The sequence below is a fragment of the Phenylobacterium sp. P4_E10 genome, assembly GCF_056401675.1.
Map to the genome: position 1 here is coordinate 306,553 of NZ_JBFUIW010000001.1, position 22,023 is coordinate 328,575.

23 protein-coding genes and 1 riboswitch are annotated in these 22,023 nt (G+C 67.6%); of the genes, 10 read left to right on the forward strand and 13 right to left on the reverse strand.

What is annotated here, in order from left to right; all coding sequences use genetic code 11:
* Complete coding sequence (locus AC1DQJ_RS01540) at positions 1-612, reverse strand: glutathione S-transferase family protein (protein WP_477599563.1); 612 nt, start codon at positions 610-612, stop codon at positions 1-3.
* A 137-nt stretch (positions 613-749) separates the two neighbouring features.
* On the opposite strand from AC1DQJ_RS01540, the gene AC1DQJ_RS01545 reads away from it, so the two are divergent.
* Entirely contained in the window at positions 750-1,295 is a 546-nt protein-coding gene (locus tag AC1DQJ_RS01545) for a methylated-DNA--[protein]-cysteine S-methyltransferase (RefSeq protein WP_477599565.1), read from the forward strand.
* Here AC1DQJ_RS01545 and uvrA read toward each other — a convergent pair.
* Positions 1,292-4,189 (reverse strand): excinuclease ABC subunit UvrA, encoded by a 2,898-nt coding sequence (gene uvrA / locus AC1DQJ_RS01550; RefSeq protein WP_477599567.1) that lies wholly within the window; start codon positions 4,187-4,189, stop codon positions 1,292-1,294. The two genes, AC1DQJ_RS01545 and uvrA, sit on opposite strands and share 4 nt — an antisense overlap.
* 246 nt (positions 4,190-4,435) lie before the next feature.
* Between uvrA and AC1DQJ_RS01555 the strand changes: the two genes are divergently transcribed.
* From AC1DQJ_RS01555 to AC1DQJ_RS01570, 4 genes are all read left to right on the forward strand, one after another.
* On the forward strand, positions 4,436-4,642 hold the full coding sequence (locus tag AC1DQJ_RS01555; RefSeq protein WP_477599569.1) for a hypothetical protein: 207 nt from the start codon (positions 4,436-4,438) through the stop codon (positions 4,640-4,642).
* Entirely contained in the window at positions 4,639-4,842 is a 204-nt protein-coding gene (locus AC1DQJ_RS01560; RefSeq protein ID WP_477599571.1) for a hypothetical protein, read from the forward strand. Before AC1DQJ_RS01555 ends, AC1DQJ_RS01560 begins: the two co-directional genes overlap by 4 nt.
* A gap of 12 nt (positions 4,843-4,854) precedes the next feature.
* Positions 4,855-6,513: an N-acyl-D-amino-acid deacylase family protein gene (locus tag AC1DQJ_RS01565; RefSeq protein WP_477599573.1), complete on the forward strand. Its 1,659-nt coding sequence runs from the start codon at positions 4,855-4,857 to the stop codon at positions 6,511-6,513.
* A gap of 85 nt (positions 6,514-6,598) precedes the next feature.
* Complete coding sequence (locus AC1DQJ_RS01570) at positions 6,599-8,380, forward strand: DUF885 domain-containing protein (protein ID WP_477599575.1); 1,782 nt, start codon at positions 6,599-6,601, stop codon at positions 8,378-8,380.
* Here the strand turns inward: AC1DQJ_RS01570 and AC1DQJ_RS01575 are convergent.
* The 5 genes from AC1DQJ_RS01575 to ada all read right to left on the reverse strand — a co-directional run bounded on the left by AC1DQJ_RS01575 (position 8,377) and on the right by ada (position 12,802).
* Complete coding sequence (locus AC1DQJ_RS01575) at positions 8,377-9,180, reverse strand: enoyl-CoA hydratase/isomerase family protein (RefSeq protein WP_477599577.1); 804 nt, start codon at positions 9,178-9,180, stop codon at positions 8,377-8,379. The genes AC1DQJ_RS01570 and AC1DQJ_RS01575 overlap by 4 nt on opposite strands.
* 64 nt (positions 9,181-9,244) lie before the next feature.
* Positions 9,245-10,462 (reverse strand): dipeptidase, encoded by a 1,218-nt coding sequence (locus AC1DQJ_RS01580; RefSeq protein ID WP_477599579.1) that lies wholly within the window; start codon positions 10,460-10,462, stop codon positions 9,245-9,247.
* 61 nt (positions 10,463-10,523) lie between these two features.
* Positions 10,524-10,994, reverse strand: a complete 471-nt coding sequence (locus tag AC1DQJ_RS01585) for a DUF1203 domain-containing protein (RefSeq protein WP_477599581.1) — start codon at positions 10,992-10,994, stop codon at positions 10,524-10,526.
* Between the two features lie 24 nt (positions 10,995-11,018).
* Entirely contained in the window at positions 11,019-11,750 is a 732-nt protein-coding gene (locus AC1DQJ_RS01590) for a 2OG-Fe(II) oxygenase (RefSeq protein WP_477599583.1), read from the reverse strand.
* Entirely contained in the window at positions 11,747-12,802 is a 1,056-nt protein-coding gene (ada, locus tag AC1DQJ_RS01595) for a bifunctional DNA-binding transcriptional regulator/O6-methylguanine-DNA methyltransferase Ada (RefSeq protein WP_477599585.1), read from the reverse strand. The genes AC1DQJ_RS01590 and ada overlap by 4 nt, the downstream gene beginning before the upstream one ends.
* Before the next feature lie 247 nt (positions 12,803-13,049).
* On the opposite strand from ada, the gene AC1DQJ_RS01600 reads away from it, so the two are divergent.
* The gene (locus tag AC1DQJ_RS01600; RefSeq protein WP_477599587.1) at positions 13,050-14,633 is read left to right on the forward strand and encodes an ABC-F family ATP-binding cassette domain-containing protein; all 1,584 of its coding nucleotides are present in this window, start codon (positions 13,050-13,052) and stop codon (positions 14,631-14,633) included.
* Between the two features lie 34 nt (positions 14,634-14,667).
* Here AC1DQJ_RS01600 and AC1DQJ_RS01605 read toward each other — a convergent pair whose 3' ends face one another.
* The 5 genes from AC1DQJ_RS01605 to AC1DQJ_RS01625 form a co-directional block, all read right to left on the reverse strand.
* Complete coding sequence (locus AC1DQJ_RS01605) at positions 14,668-15,105, reverse strand: PaaI family thioesterase (RefSeq protein ID WP_477599589.1); 438 nt, start codon at positions 15,103-15,105, stop codon at positions 14,668-14,670.
* An 8-nt stretch (positions 15,106-15,113) separates the two neighbouring features.
* Positions 15,114-15,617 carry a 6,7-dimethyl-8-ribityllumazine synthase gene (locus AC1DQJ_RS01610; RefSeq protein ID WP_477599591.1) on the reverse strand — a complete coding sequence of 168 codons (504 nt, stop codon included), beginning with the start codon at positions 15,615-15,617 and terminating at the stop codon, positions 15,114-15,116.
* Between the two features lie 100 nt (positions 15,618-15,717).
* Positions 15,718-15,877: riboswitch (FMN riboswitch) on the reverse strand.
* An 80-nt stretch (positions 15,878-15,957) separates the two neighbouring features.
* Entirely contained in the window at positions 15,958-16,401 is a 444-nt protein-coding gene (locus AC1DQJ_RS01615) for a flagellar basal body protein (RefSeq protein ID WP_477599593.1), read from the reverse strand.
* Positions 16,402-16,412: 11 nt separating this feature from the next.
* Positions 16,413-16,718 (reverse strand): rod-binding protein, encoded by a 306-nt coding sequence (locus AC1DQJ_RS01620; protein ID WP_477599595.1) that lies wholly within the window; start codon positions 16,716-16,718, stop codon positions 16,413-16,415.
* A complete protein-coding gene (locus AC1DQJ_RS01625) occupies positions 16,718-17,824 on the reverse strand; it encodes a flagellar basal body P-ring protein FlgI (RefSeq protein ID WP_477599597.1) in 1,107 nt (368 codons plus the stop codon). The genes AC1DQJ_RS01620 and AC1DQJ_RS01625 overlap by 1 nt, the downstream gene beginning before the upstream one ends.
* 201 nt (positions 17,825-18,025) lie before the next feature.
* Between AC1DQJ_RS01625 and fliX the strand changes: the two genes are divergently transcribed.
* The 4 genes from fliX (at position 18,026) to AC1DQJ_RS01645 (ending at position 21,342) form a co-directional block, all read left to right on the forward strand.
* Complete coding sequence (fliX, locus tag AC1DQJ_RS01630) at positions 18,026-18,457, forward strand: flagellar assembly regulator FliX (protein ID WP_477599599.1); 432 nt, start codon at positions 18,026-18,028, stop codon at positions 18,455-18,457.
* Positions 18,458-18,555: 98 nt separating this feature from the next.
* Positions 18,556-18,984 (forward strand): RNA polymerase-binding protein DksA, encoded by a 429-nt coding sequence (dksA, locus tag AC1DQJ_RS01635; protein ID WP_183769634.1) that lies wholly within the window; start codon positions 18,556-18,558, stop codon positions 18,982-18,984.
* 166 nt (positions 18,985-19,150) lie between these two features.
* On the forward strand, positions 19,151-20,818 hold the full coding sequence (locus tag AC1DQJ_RS01640; RefSeq protein WP_477599601.1) for an NAD+ synthase: 1,668 nt from the start codon (positions 19,151-19,153) through the stop codon (positions 20,816-20,818).
* A complete protein-coding gene (locus tag AC1DQJ_RS01645) occupies positions 20,815-21,342 on the forward strand; it encodes a GNAT family N-acetyltransferase (protein WP_477599603.1) in 528 nt (175 codons plus the stop codon). The genes AC1DQJ_RS01640 and AC1DQJ_RS01645 overlap by 4 nt, the downstream gene beginning before the upstream one ends.
* On the opposite strand, the gene AC1DQJ_RS01650 is transcribed toward AC1DQJ_RS01645, so the two are convergent.
* Positions 21,339-21,941 (reverse strand): LOG family protein, encoded by a 603-nt coding sequence (locus AC1DQJ_RS01650; protein WP_477599605.1) that lies wholly within the window; start codon positions 21,939-21,941, stop codon positions 21,339-21,341. The two genes, AC1DQJ_RS01645 and AC1DQJ_RS01650, sit on opposite strands and share 4 nt — an antisense overlap.
* Positions 21,942-22,023: the final 82 nt, after the last annotated feature.

Here is a 22,023-nt window from a genome sequence, read left to right on the forward strand (position 1 = left end):
TTAAGCAGCTGCGCTCGGACGGGCGGTCGCCCGTTCGCGCCATGCTTTGAGGTTCTTGAACTCATCCTCGACCGGCAGGCCGATCCATTCGGCGAAGTCGAGTGTCGAGAGCAGGCAGATGTCGGCCATTGTGTAGCTGTCGCCGACGAGGAACTCACGGCCTTCCAACTCGCGGTCCAGGTACTTCTGCGCCCCAACATAGGTCTCCTTGTTGGACTCCCCGAACTCCTTGAACTGGTTCAGCAGAGCCGCGGTGTAGGGGTGCGCGTGGCGCCAGAAATTGCCCACCGGCATCATCACGGCGAACTCGACCCGCCGGATCCACTGGTCGACCAGCGCTTTCTCGACCGGCGTGCGGCCGAACAACGGCGGCTCGGGATGGGTCTCCTCGAAGTAGCGGCAGATGGCCACGGTCTCGGAAATGCAGGTGCCGTCGTCCAGCTCCAGCGCCGGCAGCTGACCCATCGAGTTCTTGGCGCGAAATTCCGACGACTTGTGCTCGCGCTTCATCATGTTGACCGTGGTTTCAGGCAGATCGACGCCCTTCTCGGCCAGGAAAATACGCACGCGGCGGGGGTTCGGCGCCGGCATCGGCGCGCCGTAAAGGATCATGGGGCAGCTCCCTAATGTCTTAAGTATAGGGCGAGGCTATTTCGAACAGGCGTTTGAATGCAAGCGCCATCAGCCGCTGTCATGTGGGAGTCCGAAAGCCGCGAGCGGTGATGCAGGCCCGATGCTAGGATCGAGCCATGACTGAAGGCTTCTGCCTCTTCGACACCGCCATCGGCGTTTGCGGCGTCGCGTGGAACGCCCGTGGCCTGACCGGCGTGATGCTGCCGCTCGTCGAGGGCGGCGATCCGTGCGCCAGGCTCGCCCGGCGGCATCCGAACGCCCATGAGATGGAGCCGACGACCGAGGTCGCCGCCGCGATCGAGGGCATGCAGGCGCTGCTCTCAGGCGAGAAGCGGGACCTGCTGGAGGTTAAGCTGGACGACGCCGAGATCGCGCCGCTGGCGGCGCAGGTCTACGCCATTTCCCGCGCCATTGCGCCGGGCCAGACCCTGACCTATGGCGACATCGCCCGCCGGCTTGGGGATCTCAGCCTCTCACGCGCGGTCGGGCAAGCGCTGGGCGCCAATCCCTGGCCGATCGTCGTGCCCTGCCACCGGATCCTCGCGGCGGGCGGCAAGAAGGGCGGCTTCTCGGCCCCGGGCGGGGCCGACACCAAGCTCCGGATGCTGGAGATCGAGGGCGCGCTGGCCCCCGACACCCTGCCTCTGTTTGACGGGCGCTAGGCCCGGAGCTTGGCGCGGCGCTCGCCTCGCCGTTCTTCCTGCTTCTTGAGGATCTCGGCGAGATAGCGGCCGGTCCAGCTGTGCGAATTTGCGGCGACCTGCTCGGGCGTGCCCTGCGCGACGATCTCACCGCCGCCGTCGCCGCCCTCGGGACCGAAGTCGACGATCCAGTCCGCCGTCTTCACCACGTCGAGGTTGTGCTCGATGACGATCATGGTGTTGCCCTGGTCGGCCAGCTCATGCAGCACCTCAAGCAGCTTCTTCACGTCCTCGAAGTGCAGGCCGGTGGTCGGTTCGTCGAGGATGTAGAGTGTCTTGCCGGTCGCCCGGCGCGACAGCTCCTTGCTGAGCTTCACCCGCTGCGCCTCGCCGCCCGACAGGGTGGTCGCCGACTGGCCGACCTGGACGTAACCAAGGCCGACGCGCTTCAGCGTATCCATCTTGTCGCGGACCGGCGGCACGGCCTTGAAGAACTCGGCGGCCTCCTCGACGGTCATGTCCAGAACGTCGGAAATCGACTTGCCCTTGAACAGCACTTCAAGCGTTTCACGGTTGTAGCGCTTGCCGTGGCAGACGTCGCAGGTGACGTAGACGTCCGGCAGGAAGTGCATCTCGATCTTGATCAGGCCGTCGCCCTGGCAGGCCTCGCAACGGCCGCCCTTGACGTTGAACGAGAAGCGTCCCGGGCCATAGCCCCGCGCTTTCGACTCCGGCAGGCCGGCGAACCAGTCGCGGATCGGCTGGAAGGCTCCGGTGTAGGTCGCCGGGTTCGAACGCGGCGTGCGCCCGATCGGCGACTGGTCGATGTCGATGACCTTGTCGAACAACTCCAGGCCCTCGATCCGCTCGTGCGGGGCCGGAGCGTCGGAGGCGTTGTGCAGCCGGCGGGCCGCGGCCTTGTAGAGCGTCTCGATCGTGAAGGTGGACTTGCCGCCGCCCGACACCCCGGTGATGCAGGTGAAGGTCCCGGCCGGGATCTCGGCGGTGACGTTCTTCAGGTTGTTGCCGGTGGCCCCGACGACGCGCAGCACCTTCTTCTTCGAGATCGGGCGGCGGTCTTCCGGGATCTCGATCTCGCGCGCGCCCGACAGATACTGGCCGGTGATGCTGTTGGGGTTGGCCATCACGTCCTGGGGCGTGCCCTGGGCGATGATCTCGCCGCCGTGGACGCCGGCCGCCGGTCCCATGTCGATGACATAGTCTGCGGTCATGATCGCCTCCTCGTCGTGCTCGACGACGAGGACCGAGTTGCCTAGGTCGCGCAGGCCCTTGAGGCTTTCCAGCAGTCGGGTGTTGTCGCGCTGGTGCAGGCCGATGGACGGCTCGTCGAGCACGTAGAGTACGCCGGTCAGGCCCGAGCCGATCTGGCTGGCCAGGCGGATGCGCTGGCTCTCGCCGCCGGACAGGGTGCCTGAGGCGCGGCTCATATTCAGGTAGTCGAGGCCGACATTGACCAGGAAGCGCAGGCGGTCGTTGATCTCCTTCAAGATCCGCCGAGCGATTTCCATCTGCTTTTCGGTGAGGCTGTCCGCCAGGCCGGTGAACCACTCCTCGGCATGGCGGATCGACAGGCGGCTGGCCTCGCCGATGTGCCGGCCGGCGATCTTCACCGCCAGGGCTTCCGGCTTCAGGCGGTAGCCTTCGCAGGCCTCGCACGGGGTTTCGGACTGATACCGGCCGAGTTCCTCGCGCACCCACGAGCTGTCGGTTTCGCGCCAGCGGCGCTCCAGGTTCGGCAGCACGCCTTCAAAGGTCTTGTTGACCTCGTACTTCCGGGCGTTGTCGTCATAGACGAACTTGATCTTCTCGCTGCCCGATCCGTACAGCACCACGGTCTTGGCGCCCTCGGGCAGCTTCCACCACGGCATGTCCATGGAGAAGCCATAGTGGCCGGCCAGCGCCTGCAAGGTCTGGGTGTAGAGCGGCGAAGGGCCCTTCGCCCAGGGCGCTATGGCGCCCTTGTGCAGGGTCTTTTCCTTGTCGGGCACCACCATGTCGGCGTCGAAGGCGAGCTTCGCGCCCAGGCCGTCGCAAACCGGGCAGGCGCCGTAGGGATTGTTGAACGAGAACAGTCGCGGCTCGATCTCGCTGATCGTGAAGCCGGAGACCGGACAGGCGAATTTCTCGGAGAAAATCAGGCGGCGGGGCTCGGCTTCGCCCTCGGCCTTGTCGGCCCACTCGGCGGTCGCGATGCCGTCGGCTAGCCGCAGCGCCGTCTCCAGGCTGTCGGCGTAGCGGGTCTCCATGCCGGCCTTGGTCACTAGTCGGTCCACGACCACGTCGATGTCGTGCTTGAATTTCTTGTCGAGGGCCGGTGCGTCCTCGATCGGGTAGAACTCGCCGTCGATCTTCAGCCGCTGGAAGCCAGCCTTCTGCCACTCGGCGATTTCCTTGCGGTACTCGCCCTTGCGGCCGCGCACGACGGGGGCCAGCAGATAGAGCCGCTCGCCCTCAGGCAGGGCGGTCAGCTTGTCGACCATCTGGCTGACGGTCTGGCTCTCGATCGGCAGGCCGGTGGCCGGCGAGTACGGAACCCCGACCCGCGCCCAAAGCAGGCGCATGTAGTCGTGGATCTCGGTCACCGTGCCGACGGTGGAGCGCGGATTGCGGCTGGTGGTCTTCTGCTCGATCGAGATGGCCGGGGAGAGGCCCTCGATCAGGTCCACGTCCGGCTTGCTCATCAGCTCGAGGAACTGGCGCGCATAGGCCGAGAGGCTCTCGACATAGCGCCGCTGGCCCTCAGCGTAGATGGTGTCGAACGCCAGCGAGCTCTTGCCCGAACCCGATAGGCCGGTGAGCACCACAAGCTCGCCCCGTGGGATGTCCACGCTGACGTCTTTGAGGTTGTGCTCGCGCGCACCGCGCACGCGGATGAAATTGAGCTGTTCGGCCATGCTTTTCCGGAAACGCTAACAGCCGCTGATCGCCTCAGCGGCTTCCGTCTAATGTAGTTCCGAGACTCACCGATAACACAGGAACATTGCGTGAACAAACCTGGTTGCGGCGATATCACCGGCAGGTTCTAGGTCCGCGCGCGCACAAACCTGTCAGCAGCGTTGTCAGCAGGGCGGCGAAAATTCTCCTCGACTTACGCGGCGGAGGCCCGCCCAGGCTCTCCGAAAATAAGCCGGAGGAAGCCCATGGAACTGTCCAGTCAGCGGCGCTTCGTGACGCCCGCTTCGGCTGAGACCGTCGAGGATCTCGCCGCCCGCGCCATGCCGGGCGAGCCGCTGGAGACCGCGGTCGACAAGATCCGCAGTTGGAACCTGCACATCTTCGCCATGCGCAAGCCGGCCGGGCTGATCCTCGGCAGCGACGTGGTGTTCGTGGAGCCGCCGCGCCGATGAGCGAGGAGGCCGTGATCGCCGGGGCCGAGATCGCCGCCGGCCACGACGGTTCGGCCGAGCTGGTCCTTCGTCTGCGCTATCCGGGCGGCAGCGAGGGGGTGGTGGTGCTGGAGGCCGAAAAGGGCCTGGAGCTGATGGCCGCCTGCGGGGCGGCGCACCTTGATGAACTTGCCGGGCAGTCCTGGCGCAAGCTGCTGTGAGGGAGACCGCTCATGTTCGACGTAATCGTGCGTAACGGGTTCGTGGTCGATGGGTCCGGCGAGAAGGGCTTCCATGGCGATGTGGCCGTGAAGGACGGCCTGATCGCAGCGGTGGGCGCGGTGAAGGGCGAGGGCAGGCGCGTGATCGACGCCGGCGGCCACGTCGTGGCGCCGGGCTTCATCGACCCGCACACCCATTTCGACGTCCAGCTGCTGTGGGACGGGGCCGCGCGCCCGGCCCTGGAGCACGGCGTCACCTGCATTGTGCCAGGCAACTGCTCGCTGTCGCTGGCTCCGATCAGAACCGCCGACCGGCCCAAGGTGGTCGGAATGTTCCAGCAGATCGAGGAGATGCCGCCCGAGGCCTTCACCCAGGCATTCGACTGGAACTGGGAAGACTTCGCCGGATATCGCGACGCCATCTCGGCCAAGCTCTCGATCAATGTGGCGCCGCTGGTCGGCCACAGCGTCATCCGCCTGTGGGTCATGGGCGAGGCGGCCCAGCAGCGCACCGCGACACCCGCTGAGGTGACGGCGATGCAGGAGGTCCTGCGCGAGTGCCTGCAGGCCGGGGCGATCGGGCTCAGCACCAGCTTCGTGGACCTGGACGAGCAGGGCCGTCCGGTGCCCAGCCGCTTCGCCGATTTCGCCGAGCTCGACGCGCTGTCGGCGGTGCTGGGCGAGTTCGGCCGCATGCTCCAGTGCGTGCCGGAGTTCTACGACGTCGACATCACCATCGCCCGGGTCGATCAGCTCGCCGAGCTGTCGCTGAAGCACGCCATTCCGACCACGTTCTCGCCGGTGTTCGACAACACCTCTACGCCGAAGAACGCCCCGCGCATCCTGGCGAGGGTGGAGGAGCAGTTCGCCCGCGGCGCGCGGGTCTGGCCGCAGATGCAGACCCGGCCGATCGACATCAGCCTCTCGCTGCTGCGGCCCAGCCTGTTCTTCGCACGGCTGCCGCGCTGGGTGCGGGTGCTCCGCCAGCCGCTGGAGGCGCGGCTACACGCGCTCAAAGACCCGGAAACCGTCGCCAGGATGGTCGAGGACCTCGGCCCCGACGGCGGCCAGAAGATGATGGGCGGGCTGATCGTCCGCGGGGGCGACGCCGCGCCGGCCGAAATGGTCGGGCGGACCCTGGGTGAGATCGCCGCCGAGCGCGGCGAGGTCCCGGCCCTGGCCCTGATCAACATCTCGCTGGAGCACGGCCTGGACGTCGCGTTGCTGGCCGCCGACATGGGGCACGAGGACACCGCCCGCATCGGGCCGATGCTGGCCCATCCGCTGGTCCATATCGGCGCCAGCGACGGCGGGGCGCATATCTCGTCGTTCTCGACCTACGGCGACACCGGCTACCTGTTCAGCGAGTTCGTCCGCAAGAGCGGCCACCTGAGCCTGGAGCAGGCGGTGCGCAAGATCACCGCCGAGACCGCCGACATCTGGGGCCTGAAGGGCCGCGGCCGCCTGGAGCCGGGCCAGGCCGCCGACATCGTGATCTTCGATCCCGACCGCATTGACCGGGCCGAGGAACGGCCGGTGTTCGACATGCCCGGCGAAGGGATGCGTTACGTCCGTGACGCCCGAGGCGTGGAGGCCGTGCTGGTCAACGGCGAACTGGCCTATGCGAACGGGGCCTACACCGACGCCAGGTCGGGCGTGGTCTGCGTCTAGACGTCCGACGGTTTGGTCGCGCGCCGCTTTCAGCGGCGCCGTGGCGGGCGTAAGTGTAGGTCCTGACTTTACCGAGGGGCTGCTCTTGAACCTTTCCCGCCGACACCTGCTCGCCGCCGCCAGCCTGGCGGCGCTCGTTCCCTTCGATCTGGCCGCCGCCCAGGCGGGCGGCTCGCCTGAGGACGCCGCCTTCGCCAAGGCCTCCAAGGACTGGCTGGAGGGTTCGCTGAAGCAGAGCCCGGTGTTCGCCACCAGCATCGGCGACCACCGCTACGACGCCGAGTTAGACGACGTCAGCGCCGCCGGCCGCGCCGCCCGGATCAAGTTGAACCGCGAAGTCCTGAAGGCGCTGGAGGCGATCCCGCACGCCAATCTGTCGCGCGCCAATCAAGTCGACTCCCGGATCCTGGAGAACCAGGTCCGCGGCCAAATCTGGACCGACGAAGTGCTTCAGGACTGGGCGTGGGACCCGCTGGTCTATTCCAATATCGCCGGCAGCGCGCTGAACACCCTGATGTCGCGCGAGTTCGCGCCGATGCCTGAGCGCCTGCGCTCGGCCACCGCCCGGATGGAGAAGCTGCCGGCCCTGTTGGCTCAGAGCCGCAAGGAGCTGCAGCCGGCTCGGGTGCCTAAGGTGCACGCCGAGACCATGGTTGGGCAGAACAAAGGCCTGCACTCGCTGGTCGCCCAGGTGACCGCGGAGGCCGGCGCGCTGAGCGGGGCCGAGCGCGCCCGGCTCGACGCCGCCGCCGCTGGCCTCATGCGCGCCATCGACGAACATCAGGCCTGGCTGGAGAAACAGCTGGTCCCCAACGCCGCCGGCGACTTCCGCATCGGCGCCAAGAACTACGACCAGAAGCTGGCCTTTGCGCTGAACTCGCCGCTGAGCCGCGCCGAGATCAAGACCAAGGCGCTGGAAGCCCTGACCGGCATCCGTGCCGAGATGTACGGCATCGCCCGCGGCGTGGTGAGCGGCCGGCCCGGGGCGCCGGAAGCTCCGGCCAACCCGACCCCCGAGCAGCAGCAGAAGGTGATCGAGGCGGCGCTGGAGCTGGCCTACGCCAAGAAGCCGCCGCGCAATGGCCTGGTCGAGGAAGCCGAGCGGCAGCTGAAGCAGACCACCGACTTCGTGCGCGCCAAGAACCTGGTCACCGTGCCCGACGATCCAGTGAAGATCATCCTGACGCCGGAGTTCCAGCGCGGGGTGGCGGTGGCCTATTGCGACCCGCCCGGGCCACTCGATAAGGGCCAGAGCACCTTCTACAAGATCTCGCCGATCCCAGACGACTGGACCGACGCCCAGGCGGACTCCTTCCTGCGTGAATACAACGTCTACGGCATGCAGGAGGTGACGATCCACGAGGCGATGCCGGGCCACTACCTGCAGCTCGCCCACTCGAATCGCTATCCCTCGGTGCTCCGCTCGGTGCTGTTTTCAGGCTCGTTCGTCGAGGGCTGGGCGGTCTACGCCCAGGACATCATGGCCGAAGCTGGCTACCTCGACCGCGACCCGCTCTATCTGCTGGCGCACCTCAAGCTGCACCTGCGGGTGATCGCCAACGCGCTGCTCGACCAGGGCGTCCATGTCGACGGCATGACCCGCGACGAGGCCATGAAGCTGATGACCGTCCAGGCCTTCCAGCAGGAGCGCGAGGCGGCCGGCAAGTGGGTCCGGGCCCAGGTCAGCTCAGCCCAGCTGCCGACCTACTTCGTCGGCTGGCAGGAGCACCACGCCCTGCGCCGCGAGGCCGAGAAGCGCTGGGGCGCAGACTTCACCGCCAAGCGCTACCACGACAAGGTGCTGTCGTTCGGCTCGCCGCCGGCGCGGTTCGTCGGTCAGCTGATGTTCGAACAGCCGATCGCCTAGCCCTCGCGGCGCTCGTAGCGTGGCGGGCGCTTTTCAAGAAAGGCGGCGACGCCTTCGCCGAAGTCGCCGTCGAGGCTGGTCAGAATCTGGTTGCGGTCTTCCATGGCGATGACCGCTTCCAGCCCCTGCGCGTCGATGGCGTGGTTCAGCGCTTCCTTGGTCAGGCGCAGGCCAAGCGGCGTGGCGTGCAGCATGTCGGTCGCGAAGGCTTGGGCTTCCGGTCCTACCGCCTCAGGGGCGACCACGCGGCTGACCAGCCCCAGTTGATAGGCTCGCTCGGCGTCGATGAATCGGCCGGTCAGCATGTACTCGGCCGCCACCGACGACCCGACCATGCGCGGCAGGAAGTAGCTGACCCCGATGTCGCAGGCCGACAGGCCGATGCGGATGAAGGCGGCGTTCATTCGCGTCCGCGGGGTGGCGATCCGTACGTCCGAGGCCAGAGCCAGAGCGAAGCCGCCGCCGCTGGCCGCGCCGTCCACGCAGGCGATGATCGGCTGCGGACAGCGGCGCATGGCGATGACGATTTCGCTGATCTGGCGCTGGCCGGTCAGGCTGGACCCGACCGAGCGGGTCCCTGGTGCGCTGGTGTTGCGCTCCTTGAGGTCGAGGCCGGCGCAGAAGGCGCCACCAGCTCCCGACAGCACCACCACCCGCACGTCCCGCCGCCAGTAGAGCCCGACGAAGAAGTCGCGAAGTTCCTCGATCAGCTTGCGGTTCAGGGCGTTCAGCCGCTCGGGGCGGTTCATGGTCGCCCAGGCGACGTCGCCGTCGATGCGAATGTCGAGATGCTCGTACATGGCAGGCTCCGCGAGGTTGGATCGCGAAGCCTGCGCCTGCCGCCGCCGCGTCAGGCAAGCAGGGCTATTTGGCTTTCAGCGCGTCCGCCTGCCTGAGCGCGCGCAGCGCGTTGCCGCCCCAGAACCCGGCCAACTCCTGCTTGGTCCAGCCAGCCGCCACCAGCCGCTCAGTCAGGGCCGGGAAGTAGGTGATGTCCTCGAAGCCCTCGATGCCGCCGCCGCCGTCGAAGTCCCCGGAGACGCCGACATGGTCCTTCCCTGCGACCTTGGCCGCGTGGAGGATGTGCGCCATCAGGTCGTCCATGTTGGCGCGGGGAACGGGATACTTGTCGTCGATGGCCTTGCGGGCGGCGCGATAGGCCTCGCGCTTGTCCGGGGTCACATCGCGAGCCTGGCCATAGGTCTTGGTCAGGTCGATCAGCGCGGCGCGGCGCTCGGGGTTCTCGGGGATGTCCTTCATGTAGTTCGAGAACGCGTTGATCTGGATGACCCCGCCCTTGGCGGCCAGCTTGCGCAGCAGTTCGTCGGATACGTTGCGCGGGTGGTTGTAGATCGCCCGTACGCCGGAGTGGGACAGGATGATCGGGGCCGTCGATTGGTCGAGCATCTGGTCGAGCACGGTGTCGGCGGCGTGGCTGGCGTCCAGCAGTATGCCCAGTCGGTTGGCCTCGGCGACGAACTGCTTGCCGAGCGGCGAGAGTCCGCCATGGATCGGACCCTTAGGGTCGGTCGCGGAGTCGGCCAGGTCGTTGTTGGCGAAATGGACCGGGCTCATCATCCGAACGCCCATGTCGTAGAAGGTGTTCATCAAGGTCAGGTCGCTGGCCACCGGCGAGCCGTTTTCCATGCTGATATAGACGAAGCGCTTGCCGGACGCCGAGATCGCCGCAGCCTCATCGGCCTTGGTCGCCAGGGTGAAAAGGTCGGCGTTCCGGGCGGCCATTTCATGGATCACCATGGTCCGCAGCAGGGCGTGGTCGCGCGCGGCGCGATTGCCCTCCGGCGTATTGGCGCCCTGCGGCGTGAACACTGCGAAGAAGCCGCCATCGACCCCGCCGTCGACCATGCGCGGATAGTCGACCTGGCTGCCGTCTTCGACGCTGTTGCGCTTGCGGATGTCGAAGGTCGGGACGGCCTGATTGGCCGGGGTGTCGAAGTGGGTGTCCAGCACGATCAGGTTCTCGTGCAGGATCCGAACTTCGGGCTTCACCTTGGGCGGCTGGGCGAGAACCGGCGCGGCGCTCGCCAGCAAGGCCGCGAGCGGAAGACCAAACTTGAACACGAACGCCTCTCCCCGAATGACTGCCGGCGAACCTTCAGCATTCGGGGAGGTCGCGCAAGCCTCAGGCTCGATCGATGCGCGCCGCGAAACAGCCCCTGCCTGCGTTGTGGGCATGCAGATAGGCGGCGTTTGGCTGGGCCAGCAGGCGTTCGATGATCGGGGCGAGCTCCGCGCCGGGCGCAATCTCCGCGGCGGTCATCATGCCGTCGGCGTCGAAGGCGCGCAGCGCGATCGCCGGACGCACCGCAAGGCATTGGGGAATTTCGTCGACCAGGTGGGCGGTCTCCTGGGCGGCCTCGTTGACGAAGATGGCGTGGCGCGAGCGATAGGGCGTGTCGGCGGACTGGTGCTCGTAGTTCAGCAGCAGCAGGGTCTGGCCGACCTCGGCGTCGCGCAGGGTGATCCGGCAAGGAAAGCCGATCGGCGTCGTGGCGGTGTGGCGGACGATGCCGCGGGCGGCCAGATCGTCGTCCGACAGGCCAAACAGAGGGCGAAAGGTCTCGACCGGCAGGCCGGTGACTACAAAGGACATGGAGATTTCCTGAGTTGGTGGAGTTTAGAGCGCGTCGTGAAAGATGACGCCGAGGGTATGGCGAGCGCCCGAGCGCAGCTGGCTGACGCCATGGCGCATGTTGACCCGATAGCTGCCGCGGGTCCCACGCACCGGGCGGTGATGGACGGCGAAGATCAGGCCATCGCCCTGCCGCAAGGGTGCGACCTCGACGCGCGACTGCATCCGCGGCCGCTGCTCGGTCAGCACGAACTCGCCGCCGGTGAAGTCGCGGCCCGGCTCGGACAGCAGCACGGCGACTTGCAGCGGGAAGACATGCTCGCCGTAGAGGTCCTGGTGCAGGCAGTTGTAGTCGCCTGGACCGTACTGCAGCAGCAGCGGCGTCGGGCGAAGCTGGCCCGCTTCATGGCAGCGCTGCAGGAACGCCGCGTGCTCGGTGGGATAGCGCACGCCGATCCCCATCTGCTCGTTCCAGCGGTTGGCGATCGGGACCAGGCGCGGATAGAGCGCCGTGCGCATGCCCGCGACCAGGCCGGGCAGGGGATAGGCGAAGTACTTGTACTCGCCCCGTCCGAAGCCGTGGCGGCTCATCACCACCCGGCTGCGGAAGCCGTCCTCGCGGGGATAGAGGCCGACGATCGCCTCGCACTCCTGCGGGGTCAGCAGCCCGGTCAGCATCGCCGAGCCCTGGGCTTCGAGGTCGCGCTCGACCTCCGGCCAGTCGAAGGACGCCAGGCGCCCTTCGCCGGCGCGGGGTTGGAGGGCCGCAGCGCTCATGCCGCCGCCTCGCGCTCGAGCAGGGCCTGCTTGCGCTCGACGCCCCAGCGGTAGCCAGACAGAGCGCCGTCGTTGCGCACCACCCGGTGGCAGGGGATCGCCACGGCCAGGGCGTTGGCGGCGCAGGCCTGGGCCACGGCGCGCACTGCCGAGGGCTTGCCGATCGCCTGCGCCACGTCGGCGTAGCTGGCAGTCTCCCCGGCCGGGATTTCGCGTAGAGCCTGCCAGACCCGTTGCTGGAAAGCGGTGCCGCGCACGTCCAGCGGCAGGTCGAGTCCCAGGCGCGGCTGCTCGACGAAGCCCACGACCTTGGACACCAGCGCCTCGAACCCGGCGTCGCCGCCCACCAGTTCAGCCCGGTCGAAACGGTCCTGGAGATCCTGCACCAGGACCTGCGGATCGTCCCCCAGCAGGATGGCGCAGACCCCTTGCTCGGTCGCCGCCACCAGGATGGCGCCCATCGAGCACTGGCCGATAGCGAAGCGGATCGTGGCCTTCTCGCCGCCCGCCCGGAAGCGGGTGGGGCTCATGCCCAGCACCTGGGCCGACTTCTCGTAGAAGCGGCTGCCGGAGTTGAAGCCGGCGTCGTAGATCGCCTCGGTGACGGTTTCGGCCTCGCCCAGGGCCTGACGGACCCGCTCGGCCCGGCGCGCATCGACATAGGCCTTCGGGGTCAGACCCGTGACCGACTTGAACACCCGGTGGAAGTAGAACGTGCTCAGCCCGGCCGTTGCGGCCATGTCCTCCAGGCTCGGGGCGTCCTCGGCCGCGTCGATCAGGCGGCAGACCGCGGCGACGGCGGCGGCGTTGCGCTCGGCCAGCGGCGGCAGATCGGGCTTGCAGCGCTTGCAGGCCCGGAAGCCGGCGGCTCGCGCCGCGGCGGTGCTGGCGTGGAAGGCGATGTTCTCCGGTCGCGCCGGGCGGGCCGCGCAGGACGGGCGGCAGTACACCCCGGTGGTGCGCACGGAATAGAAGAACGCGCCGTCCGCGGCGCGGTCCCGGGCCCTGATGGCCGCCCAGCGGGAGGGCTCGGTGTCGAATGCGGTCTGCATCTCAGATCTCCATCGTGGAGCGATGGGATAGGCCTCCTGCTGAGCGCTGAAACTCCGGCTCTTGCTTTCAAATCCGCACTGTGGGGCCGGTTCGCAAGCGGGACGGCAGCGCCGCGTCCGAAAACCGCGATTTGCGAAGCGCTGGACCAGGTCCTATATCGGCGGCTCACCAATTTGGAGGCGCTAGACATGGACATCGCGACGGACAGCCAACTCGTCCCGAACGTCAACCAGTCCACGGTTTTCCATGTCCGCCTTCATCACGCTCGACGGCCTCTCCGCAAAGACGCCTGACGGCCGCGTCCTCTTCGACAATCTGACTCTCGCCTTCGGGGCCGAACGCACCGGCCTCGTCGGGCGAAACGGCGTGGGCAAGACCACGCTGATCCGGTTGATGCTGGGGGAACTCCCGCCGGCCGCCGGGGCCGTCCACGTGCGCGGCCGGGTCGGCGTGCTGCGCCAGGCCCTTGCCCCGCCGCCGGGCGCCAGCGTGGCGCAGGTGCTGGGTCTAGCCGACAGCTTGACGCGGCTGGAGCGGGTCGAGGCCGGGGAGGGCAGCGAGGATGATTTCGCCGACGCAGATTGGACCCTTCCGGCGCGGCTGGAGGCCGGGCTGGCGGAAGTCGGGCTTAGTGGCCTGGACCCGCAGCGTCCCGCCGCCGCGTTGAGCGGCGGAGAGGCGACCCGCGCGGCGCTGGCCGGCCTGCTGGCGCAGGAGCCGGACGTGCTGTTGCTCGATGAGCCGACCAATAATCTCGACGCCGCAGCCCGCGAGTTGATCGCCCAGGTGTTGGCGCGCTGGAAGGGCGGGGCCGTGGTGGTCAGCCACGACCGCAGCCTGCTGCGCCAGATGGACCGCATCGTCGAGCTCAGCAGCCTGGGCGCTAAGGTCTATGGCGGGAACTTCGACCTCTACGCCGAGCGCAAGACGCAAGAGGAGGCCGCCGCCTCCCGCGAGCTGGACCAGGCGGAGCGCAACGCCGCCCGGATCGAGCGCGAGGCCCAGGCTGCGCGGGAGAAGCAGGCCCGCCGCGACGCGGCCGGCAAGCGTTTTGCGGCCAAGCGCTCGGAGCCGAAGATCCTGCTGGGCGCGATGGCCGAGCGCGCCGAGTTGACCGGCGCGCGCCAGTCGCAGGTCGCGGCCAAGCTGCGCCAGGAGGCGGCGGCGGACCTCGCTCAAGCCCAGGGGCGGGTCGAGCAGACTCGGCGACTGGCCTTCGAGTTGCCACCCTCAGGCCTGGCGGCGGGCAAGACGGTGCTGGCCTTCGAGGAGGTTGGTTTCGCGTATCCCGGGGCGGCCCCAGCCCTAGGGGCCGTCTCACTGAAGATGACAGGGCCTGATCGCGTGGCGGTGACCGGCCGCAACGGGGCGGGCAAGTCGACCCTGATCCGCTTGGCCGTGGGTGAGCTCGAGCCGACCGCCGGACGAGTGGTCCGAGGCGCTTCGGCCGCGCTGCTCGATCAGAAGACCGCCATGCTGGAGCCGGACGAAACCTTGGTGGAGGCATTCCAGCGCCTCAATCCCAGCGCCAGCCGCAATGACGCTCACGCCGCCCTGGCCCGGTTCCTGTTCCGCAACACCGCCGCCGAGAAGCAGGTCTCCGCGCTCAGCGGCGGCGAGCGGTTGCGCGCCGCCATGGCCTGCGTGCTGATGTCGGCCTCGCCGCCGCAGCTGCTGGTGCTGGACGAGCCGACCAACCACCTGGACCTCGACTCCATCGCCGCGGTCGAGGACGCCCTGCGCGGCTATGACGGCGCGGTCTTGGTGGTCAGCCACGACCGCGACTTCCTGCGGGCGATCGGCGTCCAGCGCGAGGTGACGCTGGGCTAGGCGGCCCCGGGCGAACCCGAGGCCGCCTGATTACCTAGGCTGCGACCGACTGGGCCTTTCGCACGACCCGGAACACCCCGTTGGCGCGCGCGCAGGGCTGTCCGTCGGCGGTGACGAACGCCTGGGCGAAGGCGAGGGTGCTTCCGGGCTTCACGAACACCGTGTCGAACTCCAGCCACTGGCCGATGCTGGCCGGACCCAGGAAATCGAGGGTCAGGTTCACCGTCACCAGGCTGACCGCGTCATCCAGGCGCCGGGCGCAGGAGAGCCCCATGGCGTTGTCCGCGAGCGCGCTGATCAGCCCGCCGTGGACCATGCCGCGGCTGTTGGTGTGGGCCGCCTCGGCCACCAGGCCGAGGACGACGGCGCCCTCGGTCTTGCGGCTGTAGATCGGCTCCCACGGATCGGTGACCGGGCTGTGGCGGTAGTGTCGCTCGAACCCGGTCGGGATGGGGATGGTTTCCTGCATCATCCCATGCCTCACGCAGCCGCCGCCAGCTTGGCCAGGCTGGCCAGGGTTTTGGCGCAGGCCTGGGCCGCTTCCGCGCCCTTGGTCAGGAAGTGCTCGCGGAAGAACGACTGGTGGATGTCGTGCTCATGGAAGTGGTGGGGTGTCAGCACCACCGAGAATACCGGCACCTCGGTGGTCAGTTGCACCTGCATCAGGCCGGAGATCACCGTCGACGCCACGAAGTCGTGGCGGTAGATGCCGCCGTCGACCACGAAACCGGCCGCGACGATCGCGGCATATCGACCGGTCTTGGCCAGGGTCTGGGCGTGCAGCGGGATCTCGAAGGCGCCGGGGGTCTCGAAGCGGTCGATGGCGCTCTCGGAAAAGCCGAGGCCCTCGATCTCCTTGATGAAGCCCCGATAGGCATTGTCGACGATTTCGCTGTGCCAGCCGGATTGGACGAAGGCGATGCGGGCCAAGCGGAATGCGCCGTTGGCGGTGGGGACTTCGAAGTGGGTGACAGTTTGGGTCATGGTCAGATCCCTGAGTGGGTTGAAACCACGACTCAGGGAGACGCTAAGCCCCGGCCAGGGGATTCCCCACGCCAAAGCAGGCGCGAAGACTGGCCGTCGCCAGCGGTTCTCATAACCGGACTCTAACCGTCGGCCCCGGAATCACACCGGATCTGCTGTCCCTGACGGCCTATCGACCACCAGGCGCCCGCGGGCTTGTGCCGTCCTGAAGGACCGCCATCACCGCCGGTGGGGACTTTCACCCCGCCCTGAGAACGCGATCGCCGGAACAGCCCGACGACACCTACAGGCTAGGCCCATGACGCGGGGTCAAACAAGTGTTTAATTCTAATAGGAGGCTTTAGGCCCGCTTGTTCAAGGTGATCGAAGTGGCCGAGGGCGGCGGCGCCGCTGCGCCACCGACGCCATAGCCAGCACCGCTGGTGCGCTTTGAGGCGACCTCCTCGGCGATGGCGCGCACCAGACCTTCGGTAACGGTCTTGGCGGCCTCAAGTGCGCGGCCCTGGCGGGCCAGGACGGCGTCAAAGGCCTCGGTGGCGCGGACCAGCCGGGTACGCTGCAGCAGCGGCGCGCTGGCCACCAGCGCCGGATTGGCCCGCACTCGGGCCGACTCGTGTCGGTAGATGTTGGCGAGCTTCGAGGTCTCTTCGATGTTCAGGGCCGCATCCTGCGGGCGGCGCTGCTCGAATGCCTGGGCCTCTTGCGCGATCAGCTCGGTCAGGCGTTCGGTCAGAACGATCAGCTGTTCAACGCGGTCGTTCGCGTCCGTGGCGGAAATCGCCATGACTTGCTCTCCTAACTCAAACCTTGAAGCTTCAGCATTTCCTCGGTCACGCGGCTGGACAGCCCGATGCCCCCGGTCTTGGAGACCTGCTTGGCCATGGCGTCGCTGAGGAACGACTTGAACGCCTCCTCGCCGGCGCCGCCGTTGAACGGGGCCTCGGCGCCGACATCCTTGAACATCTGGCCCAGCATCACCGAGAGGAACGAGGACTCGAAGTCCTGGGCGGTCTTTTCGATCTGGCCGCGCTTGGCCAGCTGCTCGGCGGTCAGCGGCTGTGTCGCAACGGTCGGGACCGTGAAGGCGGGTGCGAGATCCATTACATCACCTCGATGTCGGCCTGCAGGGCGCCGGCGGCCTTGATCGTCTGCAGGATGGAGATCATGTCGCGCGGAGTGACGCCCAAAGCGTTAAGACCCGACACGAGGGTCGACAGCGAGGCCCCGTCGCGAAGGGTGATGAACTTCCTGCCCTTCTCCTCGTCCACCTGGACGTCGGACTGCGGGACGACGGCGGTCTGGCCGCGGCTGAACGGCGCCGGCTGGCTGACCGCCGGGCTTTCGCGAACGGTGATGGTCAGGTTGCCCTGGGCGATAGCGACCGTGGAGATGCGGACGTTCTCGCCCATCACGATCACGCCGGCGACCTCGTCGATCACCACCTTGGCCGGACTGTCGGTCTCGACGCTCAGGTTCTCGACCTGCGCCATGAACGAGACCATGTCCTGGCCGCCGGGCGAGCGCAGAGTGACGATGGTCGGGTTGTCAGCCCGGGCCGAGCCAGGGAAGCGGGTGTTGACCGCATCGGCGATCTTGCGGGCGGTCGAGAAGTCCGGGTTGCGCAGGGTCATGCGCAGCTCGCCCATATTGGCCAGCTGGAAGCCGATCTCGCGTTCGACGATCGCCCCGCCCGCGATCCGGCCGGCGGTGGGAACACCCTTCGACACCGAGGAGCCCGAGGCACCGCCGGCCGAGATCGAGCCGGTCTGCACTGTGCCCTGGCTAACCGCATAGGCCTGGCCGTCGGCGCCGAGCAGCGGGGTGACCAGCAGGGTGCCGCCCTGCAGGCTCTTGGCGTCGCCCATGGCCGAGACAGAGGCGTCGATCGGCGAGCCGGCCGCGACGAAGGCCGGAAGCCTAGCGGTGACCATCACCGCGGCGACATTCTTGGTGTTGAGGTTGGTGTCGCGGGTGTTGACGCCGAGCCGCTCGAGCATGGCTTCCAGGCTCTGGCGGGTGAAGGGCGCGTTGCGCAGGCTGTCGCCGGTGCCGTTCAGACCGACCACCAGGCCGTAGCCGACCAACATGTTGTCGCGAACGCCCTCGAACTCGACGATGTCCTTGATGCGTGACTTGGCGAAGCTTGGCCCGGCGGCCATGGCTGCGGCGAGAAGCGCGGCGCTGAAGATACGGAACGATCGACGCATGGGACCCCGACGCAAAACAGAGGCAGTGAACTCTCTCGCGGCTATGCGATGCGCGTGCCAGTCTGAAAGGTGAGCAATTTCAATGCATCTACGGTCTGAACGCCTGCGCGCTAGGCGCCTGGCGGCAGTTTTTGCCCGGCATTAACCATACCATAAGCATGGGTGCGGAAAGTCGGGACGAAGCATGGTAGAGGACCTTTCATGAAGGTCAGCGGAACAAGCGGCGTCGGTTCGACGGGTGGTCCCGGCAAGGCCAAGGCGGCCGGCGGGGAAGGTTTCCAGATCGCACAGGCGCCGGCGGCCGCGGGCGCGGCGCAGGTGGCGCGCGCCAGCGGCGTGAGCGGCGTGATGAGCGTGGACGCGCTCTTGGCGCTTCAGGACATCGGCGGGCCGCTGGAGCGCAAACGTCGCGCGGTGGGCCGGGCAGGGCGCATTCTCGACGTTCTCGAAGACGTGAAAATCGGGCTCCTTTCGGGAGAACTTTCGGCTGACGATCTAGAGCGCCTGAAGCAGGCCATTCGGGACGAGCGGCTCGGCACGGACGACGAACGCCTAGAAGGTGTATTGAACGAGATTGAAACCCGTGCTGCCGTGGAGCTCGCAAAGCTTGAACGCGCGAATCGTGCGGCGTAATAGCCTACGAAGAGCGAGGTTCGTTGAAAGCGGATTTCTATTTGGTATAAGCGCCCGGCGCGTTGTCCAGGCAAGTACCAAGGGGGCTTGAGGCGTCTATGAGCACGGCCACGATGTTGGCGGAAAAGCCTGAGTATCGTCCTTCCGAGGACGAGGAGTTCATGAACGAGCGGCAGCTTGAGTACTTCAAGCAAAAGCTGCTCAACTGGAAAGAGGACATCTTGCGGGAATCCCGCGAGACCCTCGCCCATCTCCAGGCCGAGACCGAAAATCACCCGGATCTTGCTGACCGGGCGACGTCGGAAACCGACCGGGCTCTTGAGCTGCGGACCCGGGATCGCCAGCGCAAATTGATCTCCAAGATCGATGAAGCGCTGCGCCGGATTGAAGATGGTTCCTACGGCTACTGCGAAGATACCGGCGAGCCCATTGGGGTCGCCCGGCTCGAGGCTCGTCCGATTGCGACGCTAAGCCTTGAGGCGCAAGAGCGGCACGAGCGCCGCGAACGCGTTCATCGCGACGACTAAGTTTCAAAGGGCGGTCCTCACGGATCGCCCTTTTTTCTCGTTCGTCGCCAGGAACTGTCGCCTACGGGCCGCAGGTCGCCAGCGACGTGCGCCATAGCGCTGGTTGTGGCTGATCGGCATGGGCTCAACCCTGGCCGTTCGCGTTTGTCGGGGTTACATGACGGGCATGACCACTCGCCTCGTCATCGCCGCCATCCAAGCCAACCCGACCGTGGGCGCAATCGCCCACAACGAGTCTCTCGCCCGCGAACGCTTGGCCCAGGCCCGCGCCGCGGGCGCCGACATCGCCGTCTTCTCCGAGCTGTTCCTCAACGGTTATCCGCCCGAGGATCTGGCGATGAAGCCGGCCTTCTGGGCGGGCGGCAAGGCGGCCGTCGAGCGCCTGGCCCTGGAGACCAAGGACGGCCCCGCCGCCCTGGTCGGGGTCATCTGGCCCAACGCCGATCCGCTGAAGCGGCCGCACAACGCCCTGGCCTTCCTCGCGGACGGCGAGATCAAGGGCGTCGCGCTGAAATGCGACCTGCCCAATTACGGCGTGTTCGACGAGAAGCGGGTGTTCGAGCCGGGCGATGCGCCCAGCGTCTTCGAATGGAAGGGCGTGCGCCTCGGGGTTCCGATCTGCGAGGACATCTGGTCGGACGGCGTCTGCGCCGCGCTGCGCGCGCAGGGCGCCGAGCTGCTGCTGGTGCCGAACGGCTCGCCGTTCCGCCGCACCGCCGACGATGAGCGCATGGCCGTGGCCAAGGCCCGTGTGGCCGAGACCGGCCTGCCGCTGCTCTATGTGAACGAGGTCGGTGGCCAGGACGAGCTGGTCTTCGACGGCGGCTCGTTCGCTCTCTCGGCGGCCGGCGAGGTGACCATGCGCCTGCCGATGTTCGAGGAGGCTTTCGCGCTCACCACCTGGGAGAAGGGCGCCTCCGGCTGGACCTGCGTTGAGGCGCCGATGGCCGACTGGCCCGTTGGCCCCGAAGACGTCTATCGAGCCATGGTGCTGGGCTTGCGCGACTACGTGAATAAGTCCGGATTTCCCGGTGTTTTGCTTGGACTTTCCGGCGGAGTGGACTCGGCCATCGTCGCGGTAGTCGCGGCCGATGCGCTGGGCCCGGAGCGCGTGCGCTGCTTCATGCTGCCGTCGCGCTACACCAGCCAGGAAAGCCTCGACGACGCGGCCGGATGCGCCCGGCGGCTGGGTGTGCGCCTGGACGAGATCGCCATCGCCCCGGCTGTCGACGCTTTCGCGCAGATGCTGACGCCGCACTTCGAGAACCGCCCGCCGGACCTGACCGAGGAGAACATCCAGGCCCGCATCCGTGGCCTGTCGCTGATGGGCCTCTCCAATAAGCTTGGCCTGATGCTGCTGACCACCGGCAACAAGTCGGAGATGGCGGTCGGCTACGCCACCCTCTACGGCGACATGTGCGGCGGCTACAACGTGCTGAAGGACGTCTACAAGACCGACGTCTATGCGGTCTGCGAATGGCGCAACGCCAACGATCCGTTCGGCGTCGCCGCCGATCCGATCCCGCAGCGCATCCTCACCAAGGCCCCGTCGGCGGAGCTGCGTCCTGACCAGAAGGACCAGGACAGCCTGCCTGAATACGCCGAGCTCGACGCCATCCTGCATGGGCTGGTGGAGGAGGAGGCGACCCTCGACGAGATCGTCGCCCGCGGCTATGCGCCCGAGACGGTCGAACGGGTGCAGCGGCTGCTCTACAGCTCCGAGTACAAGCGCCGCCAAGCCGCGCCCGGCGTGAAGATCGGCCCGCGCGCCTTCGGCCGCGACCGCCGCTATCCCATCGTCAACGGCTTCCGCGACACGGTGACCCGCAAGTGAGTTCGGCGCCAGTTCTCGAGACCGACCGCCTGATCCTGCGCGGCCACACCAAGGCGGACCTGGACGATTGCGCCACCATGTGGGGCGATGCCGACGTCACCCGCTATATCGGCGGACGGCCGTTCGCCCGCGACGAGGTCTGGGCCCGACTGCTGCGCTACGTCGGCCATTGGCACGAGATGGACTACGGCTTCTGGGCCATCACTGAGAAGGACACCGGAAGGTTCGTCGGCGAGTTGGGCTTTGCGGACTTCATGCGCCCGATGACCCCACCGCTGGGCGACGCCCCGGAAATGGGCTGGGTTCTGGCGCCTGCCGGGCAGGGCAAGGGCTATGCGACCGAGGCGGTGAGCGCCGCCCTGGCCTGGGCTGACGCGCGCTTCGCCAGCGGCCGCACCGTCTGCATCATCAATCCCGAAAACGCCGCCTCGCTGCGGGTGGCGCAGAAGGTCGGCTACCAGGAGTTCGCCCGCACCGACTATCACGGCGAGACGATCCTGCTGGAGCGGTTGCGGGGGGCCTAGGCCAACTGCGCGACGTCGGGAGCCGCGTCCGGACCGGCAGGCGCGCCGCTGCGCAGGGCCGGCACGATGTCCTCGACGCGATCTACCGCCACCCAGCTCTGCATGAAGCTCTGCGGGGTCAGGTGCTGGTCGACAGTGTGCTGGAACAGGTTGAACAGCGGCTCCCAGAAGCCATCTGGATTGTAGAACACCACCGGCTTGCCATGCAGATCCAGCCGCCGCCACGACAGCAGTTCCACCACTTCCTCCAAGGTGCCGATCCCGCCCGGCAGCACGACGAACCCGTCCGAGCGCTCGAACATCATCATTTTGCGTTCGTGCATGCTCTCGACGACCACGGTGTCGACCACGTCCAGCCGCCGCTCGCGCTCCTTGAGGAAGTGCGGAATGATGCCCAGCACCTTGCCGCCGGCTTCGTGCGCGGCGATTGCGCAGGCGCCCATCAGGCCGACCCCGCCGCCGCCATAGATCAGGGTCAATTGCTCGCGCGCCAGGACGCGCCCCAGCTCGGCCGCGCTGGACAGCAGGGCCGGAGCCGCCGCGTCGGACGAGCCGCAGAAGACGCAGACGGACTCAAGGCGTTCGGGCGTGGCGCCCATCAGGTGAAGCTCCAGGAGAATCAACGCGGCGCGCTTGCAGCCGCGGCAGGAAAGACCGATTAGCTAGCTAGGCCCTGGGCCA

Excerpts from the sequence above, each read along its gene's own strand:
- AC1DQJ_RS01545 (WP_477599565.1), top strand. The coding sequence starts at position 750 with ATGACTGAAGGCTTCTGCCTCTTCGACACCGCCATCGGCGTTTGCGGC.
- AC1DQJ_RS01585 (WP_477599581.1), bottom strand. The coding sequence starts at position 10,994 with ATGTCCTTTGTAGTCACCGGCCTGCCGGTCGAGACCTTTCGCCCTCTG.
- AC1DQJ_RS01565 (WP_477599573.1), top strand. The coding sequence starts at position 4,855 with ATGTTCGACGTAATCGTGCGTAACGGGTTCGTGGTCGATGGGTCCGGC.
- AC1DQJ_RS01625 (WP_477599597.1), bottom strand. The coding sequence starts at position 17,824 with ATGCGTCGATCGTTCCGTATCTTCAGCGCCGCGCTTCTCGCCGCAGCC.
- ada (WP_477599585.1), bottom strand. The coding sequence starts at position 12,802 with ATGCAGACCGCATTCGACACCGAGCCCTCCCGCTGGGCGGCCATCAGG.
- fliX (WP_477599599.1), top strand. The coding sequence starts at position 18,026 with ATGAAGGTCAGCGGAACAAGCGGCGTCGGTTCGACGGGTGGTCCCGGC.
- AC1DQJ_RS01540 (WP_477599563.1), bottom strand. The coding sequence starts at position 612 with ATGATCCTTTACGGCGCGCCGATGCCGGCGCCGAACCCCCGCCGCGTG.
- AC1DQJ_RS01555 (WP_477599569.1), top strand. The coding sequence starts at position 4,436 with ATGGAACTGTCCAGTCAGCGGCGCTTCGTGACGCCCGCTTCGGCTGAG.
- AC1DQJ_RS01620 (WP_477599595.1), bottom strand. The coding sequence starts at position 16,718 with ATGGATCTCGCACCCGCCTTCACGGTCCCGACCGTTGCGACACAGCCG.
- AC1DQJ_RS01575 (WP_477599577.1), bottom strand. The coding sequence starts at position 9,180 with ATGTACGAGCATCTCGACATTCGCATCGACGGCGACGTCGCCTGGGCG.
- uvrA (WP_477599567.1), bottom strand. The coding sequence starts at position 4,189 with ATGGCCGAACAGCTCAATTTCATCCGCGTGCGCGGTGCGCGCGAGCAC.
- AC1DQJ_RS01560 (WP_477599571.1), top strand. The coding sequence starts at position 4,639 with ATGAGCGAGGAGGCCGTGATCGCCGGGGCCGAGATCGCCGCCGGCCAC.
- AC1DQJ_RS01605 (WP_477599589.1), bottom strand. The coding sequence starts at position 15,105 with ATGATGCAGGAAACCATCCCCATCCCGACCGGGTTCGAGCGACACTAC.
- AC1DQJ_RS01615 (WP_477599593.1), bottom strand. The coding sequence starts at position 16,401 with ATGGCGATTTCCGCCACGGACGCGAACGACCGCGTTGAACAGCTGATC.
- AC1DQJ_RS01610 (WP_477599591.1), bottom strand. The coding sequence starts at position 15,617 with ATGACCCAAACTGTCACCCACTTCGAAGTCCCCACCGCCAACGGCGCA.
- AC1DQJ_RS01650 (WP_477599605.1), bottom strand. The coding sequence starts at position 21,941 with ATGGGCGCCACGCCCGAACGCCTTGAGTCCGTCTGCGTCTTCTGCGGC.
- AC1DQJ_RS01640 (WP_477599601.1), top strand. The coding sequence starts at position 19,151 with ATGACCACTCGCCTCGTCATCGCCGCCATCCAAGCCAACCCGACCGTG.
- AC1DQJ_RS01600 (WP_477599587.1), top strand. The coding sequence starts at position 13,050 with ATGTCCGCCTTCATCACGCTCGACGGCCTCTCCGCAAAGACGCCTGAC.
- AC1DQJ_RS01590 (WP_477599583.1), bottom strand. The coding sequence starts at position 11,750 with ATGAGCGCTGCGGCCCTCCAACCCCGCGCCGGCGAAGGGCGCCTGGCG.
- dksA (WP_183769634.1), top strand. The coding sequence starts at position 18,556 with ATGAGCACGGCCACGATGTTGGCGGAAAAGCCTGAGTATCGTCCTTCC.